Annotated in this window: 10 protein-coding genes; 3 read left to right on the plus strand and 7 right to left on the minus strand. The window is 58.7% G+C overall.

Annotated features, from left to right (window positions below; all coding sequences use genetic code 11):
- Window positions 1–3: 3 nt before the first annotated feature.
- Entirely contained in the window at window positions 4–1,104 is a 1,101-nt protein-coding gene (locus ACSQ13_RS09420; RefSeq protein WP_255200145.1) for an AI-2E family transporter, read from the plus strand.
- Here the strand turns inward: ACSQ13_RS09420 and ACSQ13_RS09425 are convergent.
- The 3 genes from ACSQ13_RS09425 to ACSQ13_RS09435 form a co-directional block, all read right to left on the minus strand.
- Window positions 1,090–2,490: a TRAP transporter large permease gene (locus tag ACSQ13_RS09425; protein ID WP_176249511.1), complete on the minus strand. Its 1,401-nt coding sequence runs from the start codon at window positions 2,488–2,490 to the stop codon at window positions 1,090–1,092. The genes ACSQ13_RS09420 and ACSQ13_RS09425 overlap by 15 nt on opposite strands.
- Entirely contained in the window at window positions 2,490–3,125 is a 636-nt protein-coding gene (locus ACSQ13_RS09430; protein WP_176249512.1) for a TRAP transporter small permease subunit, read from the minus strand. Before ACSQ13_RS09430 ends, ACSQ13_RS09425 begins: the two co-directional genes overlap by 1 nt.
- 108 nt (window positions 3,126–3,233) lie before the next feature.
- Window positions 3,234–4,238, minus strand: a complete 1,005-nt coding sequence (locus ACSQ13_RS09435; protein WP_176249513.1) for a C4-dicarboxylate ABC transporter substrate-binding protein — start codon at window positions 4,236–4,238, stop codon at window positions 3,234–3,236.
- 384 nt (window positions 4,239–4,622) lie between these two features.
- Between ACSQ13_RS09435 and acs the strand changes: the two genes are divergently transcribed.
- Complete coding sequence (acs, locus tag ACSQ13_RS09440) at window positions 4,623–6,575, plus strand: acetate--CoA ligase (RefSeq protein ID WP_176249514.1); 1,953 nt, start codon at window positions 4,623–4,625, stop codon at window positions 6,573–6,575.
- Between the two features lie 116 nt (window positions 6,576–6,691).
- On the opposite strand, the gene ACSQ13_RS09445 is transcribed toward acs, so the two are convergent.
- Window positions 6,692–7,102 carry a response regulator gene (locus ACSQ13_RS09445; RefSeq protein ID WP_295509345.1) on the minus strand — a complete coding sequence of 137 codons (411 nt, stop codon included), beginning with the start codon at window positions 7,100–7,102 and terminating at the stop codon, window positions 6,692–6,694.
- On the minus strand, window positions 7,095–8,552 hold the full coding sequence (locus ACSQ13_RS09450; protein WP_176249516.1) for a sensor histidine kinase: 1,458 nt from the start codon (window positions 8,550–8,552) through the stop codon (window positions 7,095–7,097). The genes ACSQ13_RS09445 and ACSQ13_RS09450 overlap by 8 nt, the downstream gene beginning before the upstream one ends.
- A 219-nt stretch (window positions 8,553–8,771) precedes the next feature.
- Here ACSQ13_RS09450 and ACSQ13_RS09455 point away from each other — a divergent pair, with 219 nt between their 5' ends.
- Window positions 8,772–9,290: a flavin reductase family protein gene (locus tag ACSQ13_RS09455; RefSeq protein WP_176249517.1), complete on the plus strand. Its 519-nt coding sequence runs from the start codon at window positions 8,772–8,774 to the stop codon at window positions 9,288–9,290.
- Between the two features lie 2 nt (window positions 9,291–9,292).
- On the opposite strand, the gene ACSQ13_RS09460 is transcribed toward ACSQ13_RS09455, so the two are convergent.
- Together ACSQ13_RS09460 and ACSQ13_RS09465 are read right to left on the minus strand one after the other, a co-directional pair.
- Window positions 9,293–13,267 (minus strand): translocation/assembly module TamB domain-containing protein, encoded by a 3,975-nt coding sequence (locus ACSQ13_RS09460; protein WP_295509350.1) that lies wholly within the window; start codon window positions 13,265–13,267, stop codon window positions 9,293–9,295.
- Window positions 13,264–15,084 (minus strand): autotransporter assembly complex protein TamA, encoded by a 1,821-nt coding sequence (locus ACSQ13_RS09465; RefSeq protein ID WP_295509353.1) that lies wholly within the window; start codon window positions 15,082–15,084, stop codon window positions 13,264–13,266. Before ACSQ13_RS09465 ends, ACSQ13_RS09460 begins: the two co-directional genes overlap by 4 nt.
- Between the last annotated feature and the right edge of the window lie 24 nt (window positions 15,085–15,108).

The raw sequence follows: 15,108 nt of genomic DNA on the forward strand, positions 1-15,108 counted from the left end.
CCTGTGGAACACATTCCCTCGATCCGGCGCTCTTTGCAAATGCTGGTGCTGATATCGCTTTTTGTCACAGCCTATTTTGCCAAAGACCTTATCTTGCCGATTTTGCTGGGCTTTTTGCTTGCCCTGACCCTAAGCCCCGTTGGCCGTGGCTTGTACCGTATTGGCGTGCCACATGTCGTTTCCGCCTTTATTCTGGTGTCGGCCACCGCGCTGCTGATCCTGTCGGTGGTGGTGCTCTCCGCCGGGACGGTTGCCCTTTGGAGCGACGAAATCCCGCAAATGGGCCGGGAAATCGAACAAAAGCTCAGCAGCCTTAGTCAAGCGGTCGAAACCATGCGCAGCGCCAGCGAGGAAGTCGACAAGATCAGCAATGGCGGCGTCGACAACAGCAACGAAGTCGTCGTGCGCCAACCCGGATTGCTGGACACGGCGCTGGATACGGTCAGCACCACAGGCGCGTCGCTTGCGGTTATCCTGATCCTCGCGCTGTTCTTGTTGTCATCAGGAGAGATGTTCTACCTCAAGCTGGTGCAGTCCATGCCCACCATGACAGGCAAGAAACGTGCATTGCAGACCGTCTATGATGTGGAAAAACGGGTGTCGCGGTATCTGCTGACCATCGCGTCGATCAACGCGGGGCTTGGTATTTGCGTCGGGCTGTATCTGACGGCACTGGGCCTGCCTTCGGCCTATATCTGGGGGATTGCCGCGTTCATGCTGAATTTCCTGCCCTATATCGGCGGGTTCGGTGGCGTTATCTTGGTCGCGGGTTTTTCAATCGTGACCTTCGACAGCCTTGGCTATGCCTTGCTGGCCCCCTTGGGCTATCTCACGCTGACCATGCTTGAGGGGCAGATCGTCACGCCATGGCTGGTCGGTCGCCGCCTTGAGATGAACACGGTCGCCGTGTTTCTGACCGTGGTGTTCTGGGGCTGGCTTTGGGGAATTGCAGGTGCCTTGGTTGCGGTGCCTTTCCTCGTTGTCTTCAAGGTCATCTGCGAGAATTTTGAGCCCCTGCATACCATCGGGAATTTCCTGTCCGCAGAACAGGTCAAACCCGAGGATAGCAGGGAACAACAACGCGCTGATCTAGCTGGCCAGTGACGGCAGCCACAGCACGATAGACGGGAAGGCCACGAGCAAGGCGATCGTGATGGCATCCGCGACAAAGAACGGGGCCACGCCTTGGAACACGTCCTGAACCGTCAGGTCGTCACGCACACCGGCAACGACAAAACAGTTCAACCCGATGGGCGGGGTGATCAGGCAGAACTCGGCCATTTTCACCACCAAGATCCCGAACCAGATCGCGCACATCGGACCTGACATGCCAAAGGAACTGTCGGCGGCGGACACAAATTCGCCCCCGTTCAACGCCATCACCGCAGGATAGACCACAGGCAAGGTCAGCAGCAGCATCCCGATGGCATCCATGAACATGCCCAACACGGCATAGGCCAGCAGGATACAGATCAGGATCAGCATCGGGGCCATTTCAAGCGACGAAATCCAGTCGGCAAAGGCACCGGGCAAATCGGCAAAGCCCAGAAAGCGCACATAGATCAACACGCCCCAGATGATGCTAAAGATCATCACCGTCAGCTTGGCGGTTTCCAGCAAGGCGTCCTTCAGCTCTGGCCAGCGCATTCCGCGCCACAGCGCCATCAGGAACACGATAAACGCCCCGATGGCACCGCCTTCTGTGGGTGTGCCCCACGCATCGCCAAACGGGTTGTAGACGAAAAAGATGATGATCACGACAACGGCCACAATCGGCAAGGCCGGTGGCAGGGATTCAAACCGTTCACGCCATGTGAAGCCGGTGATCGGGGGGCCTACCTTTTTCCAGACCAGCGCAATGCCCACGATGATGATCGTATAGACCAGCGCCGAAAACGCACCGGGGATAAAGCCCGCCAGCAACAGCTTGCCCACATCCTGTTCCACGATAATGGCATAGATCACCAGAATCGCCGATGGCGGAATAAGTGAAGCCAGTGTGCCCGCAGCCGCCACAACACCGGCGGCGAATTTTTTGTTATAGCCGTTTTCGAGCATCTCTGGGATGGCGATACGCGCGAAAACCGCCGAAGTCGCAACCGAAGCACCGGATACCGCCGCAAACCCCGCCGTGGCGAAAACAGTGGCAACCGCCAGCCCGCCCGGCACCCAGGCGATCCAGCGTTTTGCCGCCTCGAACAGGGCCTTGGTCAGACCCGCGTAATAGGCAAGATACCCGATCAGGATAAAGGTCGGGATCAGCGACAGCGCCTGGCTGGCCACCTTGGAATGCGGCACCTGCCCGGCTGTTTTCGTGGCAACGGTCATCGCCCACATGAATTGCGAGGGGTCATACCCCTTTTTGGCCCAGAACACCCAGACCAGCCCAACCAGACCCGCCATCGCGGCGGCAAAGGCCACGCGCATCCCCAAAACGACCATGACCAAAAGGCCGATGGATACGTAAATACCAATGTCGATACTGTCCATCAGAGGTCCTCCCGTCCGGTGACAGCGGCCGCTTCACGCGCCGCAATTGTTGCTGCATCTTCGACCAGCGGCACACCAACAGGTTCATCCGTGCCGCTTTTGATCGCCAAGCCGTAGGAATAAAGCTGCAACATCAGACGCAAGGCCAATACGGAAAATGCGACAGGCACGATCAGCTTGGCTGGCCAGATCGGCAGTTTGATGTCGATGCTGCTGTCACGGCTCCAGAGCGGGGCGGCAAAGTCGAAACTGCGTTGGAAATGCGCCCATGATCCCCAGATCAGCAACAAGATCAGGACCAACACCAGGAATGTCGTGATAAATTCGGCGGTCCACAGGGCACGGCCCCGAAGCCTGCCCACCAGAATGTCCATCCGGATATGCCCGCCATCGCGTTGGGTATAGCTGACCCCCATAATCGCGATCAACGGCATCGCCATTTCGATCAGATCGACATAGCCCTGCACCGGAGAGTTGAAAATGTTACGTCCCCCGACGGAATAAACCGCCAGAAGCATCAGGGCAAAAACGGCAACCCCACTGACCAGACCAAAGGCTCTTTCAAGCCGGTATAGCCCCTGATCCAGACGGCTCAGAAGACTGTCATCGGTTATTACCGCAGCACGAATGGCCATGGTGTTCCCCCCAATATCAAGATGGTTGTACGGCGATAAAAATCGCTTCGGAAATAGCAAACGGCGCGCAGCCCATACCAGGGCAGCGCGCCGTTCAAATGTCCGAGGTTACTTACCCAGTGTCGTGATCACCAGATCATAGAGTTCTTGCGCAGGCAGACCGCGTGCGTTGTTCTCTTCGATCCATTTGGCAGCAACAGGGCCGGCAGCCTTTTCGCGGAACGCGGCAAGGTTGTCTTCGTTATAGCTGACCTTTTCGATGCCTTTTTCATCCAGCAACGCCCACCACTTGGTCATGGTGTTGTTGTTGTAGTTGTCGATGTAATAGGCCAGCGACTCGTCGACCGACCCCAACAGGGCCTCACGCTCGGCGTCAGACAAGGCACCCAGCGCATCGGAGTTCACCACAACAGGGCAGTTCACGGTGCCGGGGTTGAGGTTTTCTGTCCACCATTTCGCAGCTTCCATGATCCCAAAGGACATGTGCGCATGGGGGGCAAATGCGATCGATTTAACGATGCCCGAATCCATTGCCTGACGGGCCTCGCCCGAGGTCACGGAGGTTGGCACAGCACCGATCAGCGTCAGCGCTTCGCCGATACCACCTGTCGCACGAACAGTCAGACCGTCGTAATCGGCAAGCGTTTTGGGCGCGTCGCCCACACCGGCAATGTTATACTGTGGCATCGGCGATGGCATCAGCAGCGTTGCGTTCCAACGTGCCAGATCGGCAACTGTAGCCGGGTGCGCATAGATTGCTTTGGAAGCCGCGACTTCTTCTTCGAGGGTCTGCACGCCAAGGAACGGCAGTTCCAGCACGGTGATCGACGGGTTTTTATCCGCGTGGTAGCCTGCACAGAACTGCGCCATCTCGAAGGCACCAATGGAAATACCATCAAGGTTTTCAGTGTTCTTGGAAAGACCACCGTAGCTGACGTTAATAGTGAATTCGCCGCCGGTCTTTTCGGAAACCAGTTCTGCGATTTTCTCGATGTGCTCGGTAAAGGCGCGACGCTTGCCCCAAACAGATGCGTTCCACTCGGTTGCCACAGCTTGTGATGCGAATGCGAATGTGAGGGCGCTGATTGCTGCGCCGTTTAGTAGATTCTTCATGTAGTCTCTCCCTTGATGCGGAGCTATGCGTTCCGCTTGCCAAAACACTAACTGCGGACAGCGGGTCTGCCAACCCCAGAACATGCGGTGCCGATTTTAGGCCTTTGGCTTGATCCTGAAATGGTTTGAGGCCGCAAATTTGCCCTGTAAAACCGCTTGAAAATGTTGACATGTAATCGGCGGCAAAGGCGGGAAAATTCCCAATACCCCTCGCAAAATTTACAAATCACCGCCGCTTTCGGAAAAAACTTTACAGACAAAGCGCGCCATAACAGATACTTATTCCTTTCTTTTCAGTTGCCGCTATGATCCGCCAAGGGAGGATCGACGAGCCGTCAGGCTCAGCCGGTCGATTGAATGCTATGATCCTTGAGGGAGGAACCGATGTCCAACGCTGCAAAGACCTATCCGCCATCCGCCGAAATGGCTGCAGGTGCCCATGTGAACGCTGCCAAATACGATGCCATGTACAAGGCGTCGATTGATGATGCAGACGGGTTCTGGCGCGAACAGGCGCAGCGTATTGACTGGATGACCCCCTTTACCACAGTAAAGGACGTGGATTTCACCTTTGGACAGGTCAAGATCAACTGGTTCGCCGATGGTGCGCTGAACGTCAGCGCCAACTGTATCGACCGCCACCTTGAGACACGCGGCGACCAGACCGCCATCATCTGGGAGCCCGACAGCCCCGAAGAAGGCGCGCAGCACATCACCTACAAGGAACTGCACGCCCAGACCTGCAAAATGGCAAACATCCTGCGCGATCTGGGTGTGACCAAAGGCGACCGGGTTGTCATCTATCTGCCGATGATCCCCGAAGCCGCCTATGCGATGCTGGCTTGCGCGCGGATCGGTGCCATCCACTCCATCGTTTTCGCAGGTTTCTCGCCCGATGCCTTGGCATCGCGGGTGAACGGATCAGAGGCCAAGGTCGTCATCACTGCCGACTATGCCCCGCGCGGTGGCAAGGCGACGCCGCTGAAAACCAATGCCGACCAAGCGCTGCTGCACTGCAAGGACAGCGTCAAATGCCTCGTTGTCAAGCGCACCGGCGGCCAGACAACCTGGACCGAAGGCCGCGATTTCGACTATAAAGCACTGGCAAAGGACGCCGCTGACACCTGCGCCCCCGAGGCGATGAACGCCGAAGATCCGCTGTTCATCCTCTACACCTCGGGCTCGACCGGTCAGCCCAAAGGCGTTGTGCATTCCACCGGCGGCTATCTGGTCTATGCCGCGATGACCCACGAGATCACGTTCGATTACCATGATGGCGATGTCTATTGGTGCACTGCGGATGTGGGTTGGGTCACGGGCCACAGCTATATCGTCTATGGGCCACTGGCCAATGGTGCCACCACCCTGATGTTCGAAGGCGTGCCAACCTATCCCGATGCCAGCCGGTTCTGGCAGATCTGCGAAAAGCACAAGGTGAACCAGTTCTACACCGCCCCCACCGCCATTCGTGCGCTGATGGGCAAGGGGCGCGAATTCGTGGACGGCTGTGATCTGAGCAGCCTCAAATTGCTGGGGACCGTGGGCGAACCGATCAACCCCGAAGCATGGAACTGGTACAATGACGTGGTCGGCAAGGGCAATTGCCCGATCGTCGACACATGGTGGCAGACCGAAACCGGCGGTCACTTGATGACCCCCCTGCCCGGTGCTCACGCCACCAAACCCGGTGCCGCGATGAAGCCGTTCTTTGGCATCAAACCGGTCGTGCTGGAACCCGCCTCGGGCGAGATCGTCGAGGGCAATGGCGTCGAAGGTGTGTTGTGCATCGCCGACAGCTGGCCCGGCCAGATGCGTACCGTTTGGGGCGATCACGAACGGTTCGAGCAAACCTATTTCAGCGACTACAAGGGCTATTACTTTACCGGTGACGGCTGCCGCCGCGACGAAGACGGCGATTACTGGATCACCGGGCGCGTCGATGACGTGATCAACGTATCCGGCCACCGCATGGGGACCGCCGAAGTCGAAAGCGCGCTGGTTGCCCACCCCAAGGTGGCCGAGGCCGCCGTGGTCGGTTATCCGCATGATATCAAAGGCCAAGGCATCTATTGCTATGTGTCCTTGATGGCGGGTGAGGAACCTACGGACGAGCTGCGCACCGAACTGCGCAACTGGGTACGCACCGAAATCGGCCCGATTGCATCGCCAGACCTGATCCAATGGGCCCCCGGCCTGCCAAAAACACGGTCGGGCAAGATCATGCGCCGCATCCTGCGCAAGATTGCCGAAAACGACTTTGGCGCGCTTGGCGACATCTCGACACTGGCGGAACCCGAAGTGGTGGACGAACTGATCGAAAACCGCATGAACCGCTAAGGGAAACGCACACATATTAGAAAAGGGGGCATCCAGTCGGGTGCCCCTTTTGCAGTCCGGCCCTGGGGGAAACGCCCGCCAACACCGGCCATGCCTCAGGCGGCTGGCCCTAGCCCTTATGCATAAAGACTCCGGATTTTCTGAACCCCCTCGTCATCAAGGGGTTTGAAAACATACCCTTTGATTGATCCGATTTCTGCTGCTTTTGCCATGTCTTGCGGATTGCTGGACGAGGTCAGCATCATCACGACCAAGCCTGACGGACTGTTTGCGGCTTGGGCCTTGCGCTCCATCTCGAGGATGGTTTCGAAACCCGTCAAAAGCGGCATATTCACATCCATCAAAATAAGAAACGGCGTGCCTTGAGCATCCCTGCGAAAATCGCCCCTTGTCAGCCGTTCAAGGAATTCAGTGCCGTTTGTGACCTCAAATATCTCCCCAAATCCGCCAGCTTTGGCAAGCCGCCGCCTTACGATATATCGATCCGAAACGTTGTCATCGACAACCACAACCGGAATATCAGTCATGCGTTTTTTCCTCCGATGGCAGGGTAAAGCATATCTCGGTGCCTTGCCCCACGGTGCTGTTGATCGTGATCTCCCCGCCAAGCCGTTCAACCTGTTTTTGAACCAATGACAGACCCAGCCCGTCACCACTTCGCTCGTCCAGTCTGATGAACATCTGAAATACCTTGAGCAAATTCTGCTCTGAAATTCCTATCCCGTTATCCCGGACAGATATTTTCACCCCATCTTCAACGGCATCGCTTTTGACGCAAATCACATGCTCCGGTTTCGAGCTGTCGCCATAGCGCAATGCGTTGGACAGCATGTTTTCGATGATCACTTTCAACGTCGGCAGCTCTGTCACGAGGGGGTCAGCATAATTGAACTCCAGCTCCAGCTTTGTGGTGCTTTTTCCGCCTGTGAGATCTATCCATATCTCTGCGATGATGGCATCCAGCAAGACCGGTACCTTTGGCATCCCGTCCCGTCCCGCACGTGCGATTTGCAACACACCTTCGACTTTTTTGGCGCTGCGGTGGCTGATATCAATCACCCTTGCAAGGTTCTCGCGCACCTCATCAAGGTTCCCTTCATCCAGATCCTCGATGCATAAATTCAACAGCCCGGTGATCGACGACAACGGTGCCTTCAGATCGTGGCTCGCGCTATAGGCAAAATGCGAAAGCTCGACATTCAGCGCCGCCAGCTCCGCGCTTTTCCTTGCAACCGCCTCGGCCGCCGCGACACGTTCGGATAAATCGACAATCGTGCTCATGACCAAGACCCCGCTTGGTGCATCGACAGGTGTGAGGGATATTTCCACGGGAAAGCGTGTCCCGTCACTGCGCCGGGCGAACAGATCCCTGCCCAACCCCATGAACCGTTCGGTGCTGTTGTTCATGAAACTGCCAAGATACACAGGATGCGCCCGCCGGAATTCTTCGGGAATAAGCATCTCCACCTTATGACCCAGCAGATCTTCTTCATCATAGCCAAACAACGTCGACGCGGCTTTGTTGACGAACACGATTGTCCCGCGTCCATCCACCATCACCATGGCGCTGGCAGCGGCATCCATGGCACGGTGCATCCGGTCCTCGTGGACCTTTCGATGGCTGATGTCGATGGCTGCAACAAGCGCCATTTTTTCGACGCCATCGGTGACCGGTTCAAGCCCCAGTTCAAGCGGGATCACATTGCCCGATTTTGTCACCCCATGCAGATCACGCCCCGCCCCCATGCTCCGCTTCGTTGACACCTGGTTATAGGCACTGCGCAATTCGGGGTGATATTCGCGGATTGAGGCGGGCACCAATGCCTCAACGTTCAACCCGCGGAGCTCTTCAATGGTGTATTCAAAAAGATCAAGGAAATCGTCATTGGCCAGCAACATCGAACCATCACTTGCAACCAAAAGCATCGGCACCGGAGATATATCAAACGCCAAACGGAATTTATCAATTAGCGACACATCAAGCCCTTCTTATTTATGACAGCAGCCCGACACTGAAATTCATCCTCGATCTACCTATCCAAGGGAGGTTAAGAAACCGTTCGCTGTCACAAGGTACGTAGAGCCGGGCCGTTTCAAACCCCTTTGCAACGCTTTCCCTTACGGCTTTGCCACCGCACAAAGCCCCTGCGGTTTTGCCGTCTGGACAATTCTGCCCCCCCGTGGCACCGCTGCACCATGAAAAAAAGCTTGCATCATTTCGTTCCGGCCTCTGACGACACTTCAGACCTGCGTCGCGCCTTCGGGCGCTTTGCGACCGGGGTAACGGTGGTCACCGTCCAGACGCCGCAAGGCCCGCTGGGCATGACCGCAAATTCGTTTTCATCCGTGTCGCTTGATCCGGCATTGGTGCTGTGGTCGCCCGGAAAATCGTCAAAACGCCATGACGCCTTTGTCCAGGCACCGCATTTCGCAATCCATGTTCTGGGCGCGGACCAGCAGGCATTGGCAGATCACTTTGCCGCCAATGGCGACGGGTTCGACCGTTTCGATTGGTCCAAAGGGCCGAATGGCGCGCCAACATTGGCCGGATGCCTGACGACTTTTCATTGCGATACATTCGCCGTCCATCCGGCGGGTGACCATTCACTGATCCTGGGTCAGGTCACGCAATGCGCCTATGAGCCGGACCGACACGCCCCCGCCTTGCTGTTCGAACAAAGCAGGTTCGGCGCGTTCAGCACATCCGCCAGCTAAGCCTAGTAATCTTTCTCGAAGAAAATCCCGATGCCGGTGTTACCGTCTGAATGAACCGTCCCCTTGGCGGTCAGGTTCTTGGAGATGTCCAGATTGATGGAGATATCAGCCGTCCCGTCAGACGCGGCAGTCACATCGGTATAGACGTTATCCGAGATGTATTTGCCCGCGCGCACCGCCGTTGCACCGCTGTCTGTGGTGGTCACATCCAGATCGTCCAATCCGAACCCCGTGCGCAAATTCGAAATCACACCCGCCCCGCCGCGCCCTGCCAACGTCGCGACAGCACTTGCCAGTTGCAGCGCCTGAAACGCCGAGATTTCAGAGATATTGCGCCCGAAAAGCAATTGCGCAAGGACCTCGTCCTGCGGCGATGCGGGGGTCGATTCAAATGATACTTCCGGCGCGGTTGCAGGGCCTTCGATGATGATGCGCACTTCGCCTGTTTGGGTCGCCGTGGCCGTGACAAAGCGCAGATAGGGCACCAGATCGCCCTGGAATTGCACCGCCCCTTCGTTCAGATCAAAGCGCTTGCCCAGGATATCCAGCCGCCCGCGGATCAGATCAAACCGTCCGGCCGAGATCACGCGATTGGTCGTCCCTGTCAGCAACAGACCCCCGCCCAATTCCGCGTCCAGCCCGCGCCCGCGTACAAAAATACGGTTCGGCGCGTTGATCTGGATGTTCATCCCAAAGCCTGGCCCCTTATCTGCCGCGACCCCCTCCGCGTCCGCCCGTGCGCCATCAAGCCCGGCCTTGCGTCTCGTGGCAATCACATCAGCGGGTGCCCCGATAAAATCGATCGGTGGAATGTCACCAATACTGGTCAGCCCCGTCGAGGGCACCGTGACGCTGGTTTCACCGACATCAATCCGGCCATCAATTCGCGCCCCACCTGTGAGCGGGCCTGCAAGACGCAGGTTGCCATTCAGCGACGTGCGATAAAGCGACGGGTCAATCAGCACGAGATTGTTCAATCCGATCTGCAAATCCGCCGTCATCGATCCGGCCAGCACCACAGCGCCGCCGACCTTGATCTGCCCGCCATCAACGTTTTCTGCCGACAGATCGACCTGCGCGCGATTGTTGCCAAGGTCGATGTTGGCCGCGATATTTTTCAAGGCGATCCGCAGGTTGGGCGCTGACAGCGACGCATTCGATGTGCGAATGGTGCCTGACACAGACCCAAGCTGCGCCGGCCCGTTCACGCTTAGATCAAAGGCCGCCTGCCCTTGCAGGATGCGTGGCGCGATAAAGGGCGCAGACAGACCCAGCGGTGCGTTGCCGTTGATATCAAGGTTCAGGGTGCCATCGCTGCCCACCAGCCCCGCAATGATCGCCTGCGTGCCAGCCGGACCGCTTGCATTGGTGTTCACGCGCCAGCCCGCACTTTCCTGTCGGGCTGTGCCCGTCACATTCAGCGGCCCGTTCAGCTTGGGAACCAGTGCCGCGAGATTTGGGATCGTGATGTCATAGTTCAGCGCAGGGGTGTCGCCGGTCACGACGCCCTGCACCGATGCCCGCGCCGCATAGGGGCCCGTTGCATTGGTGTCAATGGCGATGCCCGCCGGGGTCTGGCGGATCGACCCTGTGGCTGCCAGAGGCCCCGATACGCCGGGGACCAAAGGCTGCACATTGGGCACGGCTATATCAAACGAGATGTCGATCATCGGCGTCAGCGCACCTTGCACCGCGACCTGCGCGTCATAGGGACCGGATGTCTTTGCATCAATGACAAACCCGGCGTCGGTCTGTTTCAGGGTGCCTGCCGCCGTCAGCGGGCCTGTGACCTGCGGCGCAAAGGCCTGCACACGGGGGATTTGCGCCTCGAATTCGATATCCAGCGGGGTCAGCAGCCCTTTGACAGTGGCCGATACATTTTCTGGTGCGGCGGCTTTGGCATCCACCTGCCAGCCGTCGGGCGTCTGCCGCAAAATGCCATCCAGCGCGATCTTGCCTCCAACCGGCGCGTCCGGAACGAAGTCTTTGATTTCAGGAACCTGCGCGGTGAAGTTCAACGTCGCGTTCGGGCCGGTCGCCAGACCTTTGGCGGTCAGCGCGGCGTTATAGGGGCCGTCGGTCACGGCATCCACCGTCCAGCCGCGGGTGTCCTGATCGGCGGTGGCGGTGATCGTCACGGGGCCGGAATACTGCGGCAGGACAAGGTGGATATTGACCAGATTGGCCGTGAACCGCGCTTGCGAATTATCGCTGCGCAGCTCTGCGCCGCCGGTCACGGACACAGCCGCGTTCTCAAGCGTCAGATCACGCACAAAGGTGCCCGTCTCATCGCGCAAGGCCGCGACACTTAGCGTGGTTTCGCCAGCAAGCACCGCATCCGCCTGCGCGATGCCCAGCTTCAGGTCGCGGGTCAGGCCGGTGATGTTCAGATCAAACATGCCGTCCAGCGGTTTGACCTGACCGGCCAGATCGACGTTTGCAGCACCGTCCAGCTCGCGTCCGGCAAGGGCCGAAAAGCGGCTGATTTCCGTGGCTTCCAGCCGTGCCTTAAGCTGCGTCAGGAAATTCTCGGCGGGGCCATTGATCGTCATATCCCCCGTCAAACCGTAATCTGTGCCCGACAGGTCAAGCCCGCTGATCTGCACGGGCTGCCCTTCGACATAGGTGATGGTGGCGCGACCGCTAAGCGCGCTGCCCAAGGCCTCGGACAGGGCGGCGTTGGTAAAAGTCAGCCCCTTGGTCGCAAAATCCAGATCGCCGTCAAACGCACCGACGCTGCCCGCTTTTCCAGCCAGCGTACCGGTCAGGTTCAATTGTGTGCTGTCAATCGCCAGCGCATCTGTGGCCAATCCGTCAACGTCAAAGACCGCTGTAATCGTGTCGCCATCACCCGCATCATATTTCACGCCCAGATCCACGCGGCGCACATAGGTGCTGGCCCCCGCAACCGGCAGCAAAACCCGTTCGCCATCGGTTGCGGCCACGGTGCCGGTGATATCAATCAGGCTGGGCCATTTATCGCTGTTCAAGGTGATCTTGCCCTGCAATTCGGCCGCTTGCGCCTTGAGGGCGAAATCACTGACATCAAGCCCGCCATCCGCCTGCACCATGGCATCAAGCGTCAGCGCCACGTCTGTGCCGAAAAATTCGCGGTATTGCGACAGGATCAATGCCGTCACATCCCCGCGCAGATCGGCCTGAATGCGGCGGTCGGGGTCATCGGTTGCCCCTTGTTCGGCCACGATCACCTGTCCGGCCAGACGTTGTTCGCCATCGGTCGACAGCTTGATGTCGGTCTTGAAATCCGACACCGGCCCCGACCCTGCAACGGTCAGATCAACCGAAGGTTCGCCGGGGATCTTCAGGGTCCGCGAGATGATGCCCTTTTGCTCTTCCGAGAGGTTGACCAGCAGATCAAGCAGGTTGTCGCTGCGGTTCAGATCAGCCGAAATCTTGAACGCCCCTTGTTTGCCATCCGTGCGGGTGGCGTCGATATCAAGGGTCACAACTTCGTCATTCAGCTTCGCGGTGGCCTTGAGGTTCAGTTGCGCAGCTTCGCCCAGGATCGGCGCGCCCAGCACAATTTCCTCGACCTCGAAATTGGCGACATCGATGGAAACCGGCAAATCGGGAATGGCCGGAAAGGTAAACGGCTTGGCCTCGGGATCGGGCAAACTGTCTTCTTGCGTGGCGGGCAGACGCGGTACCGACAGACGCTTGGCGGTCAACGCCTGAACTTCAAGCCGGCCGCGCAACAGGGCAGACCGGTTCCAGTCCAGCTCGACCTCCTCCAATGTCAGCCACACGCCTTGGTCGTCGGAAATCGTCATTTGATCGAATGACGCCCGCGAGCTGAGCGCGCCTGCAAAGCCGTCGATGCTGACAATCCGCCCCGCCCCGCTTAGCGCGTTCTGGATGGTGCGGGTCAGAAAATCCTTGTCATCCTCCTGGGCCAACGCGCCCGAGGCCAGAAGCATCATACAAGTGAAAAGGAAGCTGCGTACAAAGTGGATCAAAACGATTGTCCAATACCGATATAGACTTGAAAATTCTCGCCCGTTTCAGGCCCCGATGTCGGCACCGCGACATCGACGCGGATCGGGCCGATGCCCGTCTCATAGCGCAGGCCAAGCCCCGCACCCGAATGCCAGACCCCCGACCCGTCATAGAATGCCTCGGCCCCGATATAGCCCGCATCGGCAAAGGCCACGATGCCGATCTTGTCCCGCACCGCAACGCGCGCTTCTGCGGACAGACCCAGAAAGCTGCGCCCGCCAACGGTATTCCCGCCACCCAAATCAACGCCAAGCGTCTGGTAGGGCTGTCCGCGGACGCTGCCGCCGCCGCCCGAATAAAACAGATAATCTGCCGGGGCCTGCGCCAAAGTTGGACCGTAAACCGACCCAAGCTGCCCGCGCAGGGCAAAGGTGACCGGACGGGTGGTGCCAAAGGTCTTGTAACCGCGCACATCAACATAGCTGCGCAACCCGCTGGACGACCCCGAAACCGCCGCGAAGGGCGTCAGGCTGGCCTTGGCGTAATAACCGTCTTTGGCGTCCAGACGGTTGTCGCGGTAATCATGTTCGGCGGTCAGTGGCAGCGTCACCAAAGTGTAGTTTTGCGTGCCGAATGCATCGCGGGTTTCGGCGGTGCGCAGCCCCATGCCCAGCGTATAGGTCCGCTCGGCGCTGGCGATCCGTTCAATCCCTGCCTCGATCTCGAACTGCCGCGAGAAGAAATTCACCTCGTCCAGCTGTTCGATCTCGGCGAAGGCGTAAAAATTGGTGTCGGCGTTAAAGGTCGCGGGCCGTTCAAAACGCGTCGACAGCCGGTAATCCGTCCCGCCCGAACTGCCACCGATGCCCGATATCTCACCCTCAACCCGCAGGTTTTCGGCACCGCCCAAAAGGTTCCGGTGCATCCAATAGGAGCTGACTGTCAGCCCCTCAAGCGACGACAGTTCGGCCCCAAAGCCAAAGCGGCGCGGTGGTGCATCCGCAATCTGCGCGGTGATCGGCAGAAGATCAGGCGCGGTGATCTGGTCGGCCTCAAGCATCGCGACAGAGCTGAAAGCCCCTGTGCGGCGCAGACGGGTGGCCGCCAGATCCAGTTGGTCCTGAGAATAGACCTGCCCCGTGGGCAAACCGGCGATCTTGACGATCCGACGCAAACGCACGGCGCTGTCGCCCTTTACCGTCAGATCACCAAACCGCAGGCGCGGACCGGGGGCCAGCCGCAAGGTCGCGCTGATTGTGCTGTCGGGAACCCGCGCGGTAAGCTGCTGATCGGCCAATGCCGCCTTGGCATGCCCCTGATCGCGCCAGCCTTTTATGCCAGCTGATACCGTGTCTTTCAACACGCCCAGACGGGCTGGCGCGCCCACAGCGAATTCTTCGGGCAATTCGGTGTCAGGCGCGACTGGCGCGATTTCCGCCTTGGCAAAGCTGAACTTTTTGCCCGGTTTGACCGTGATGACCGCCTTGTCGATCCGCGCGGGTGGTGACACGGGCGCAATCGTGGACGCATCCACCCCGTCCACGGTGATCGTGATCACGGCCGCGAAATACCCCTGATCGTAAAGCACGGCCAGCAATCTGGCATAATCGGCCTGCGCTGCCGCCAGCAACTCCTGGGTCGACGGGGTTGCGTCCTCGGCGGTTTGTTCGCGCAACAGCGATCCGCCCAGCACGGCCTCATAAAGGTCGGAGCCTTTTTCGACGCCCGTGATATCCAGCGTTGCCGCAAAGCCGACCGAACTGCCCCACAGCACCGCCGCAGCAGCGGTGGTGGCCAGCAAACCCGCTAGAAATCTGTCTTTTGTCGAACGCGACATGCGCCACCCCTTCTTTGCGAAGAA

This window comes from Sulfitobacter sp. SH22 (assembly GCF_965641905.1).
In the GTDB taxonomy this organism is placed as follows: Bacteria; Pseudomonadota; Alphaproteobacteria; order Rhodobacterales; family Rhodobacteraceae; genus Sulfitobacter.

Excerpts from the sequence above, each read along its gene's own strand:
- acs (WP_176249514.1), top strand. The coding sequence starts at position 4,623 with ATGTCCAACGCTGCAAAGACCTATCCGCCATCCGCCGAAATGGCTGCA.
- ACSQ13_RS09445 (WP_295509345.1), bottom strand. The coding sequence starts at position 7,102 with ATGACTGATATTCCGGTTGTGGTTGTCGATGACAACGTTTCGGATCGA.
- ACSQ13_RS09435 (WP_176249513.1), bottom strand. The coding sequence starts at position 4,238 with ATGAAGAATCTACTAAACGGCGCAGCAATCAGCGCCCTCACATTCGCA.
- ACSQ13_RS09465 (WP_295509353.1), bottom strand. The coding sequence starts at position 15,084 with ATGTCGCGTTCGACAAAAGACAGATTTCTAGCGGGTTTGCTGGCCACC.
- ACSQ13_RS09430 (WP_176249512.1), bottom strand. The coding sequence starts at position 3,125 with ATGGCCATTCGTGCTGCGGTAATAACCGATGACAGTCTTCTGAGCCGT.
- ACSQ13_RS09455 (WP_176249517.1), top strand. The coding sequence starts at position 8,772 with ATGAAAAAAAGCTTGCATCATTTCGTTCCGGCCTCTGACGACACTTCA.
- ACSQ13_RS09425 (WP_176249511.1), bottom strand. The coding sequence starts at position 2,490 with ATGGACAGTATCGACATTGGTATTTACGTATCCATCGGCCTTTTGGTC.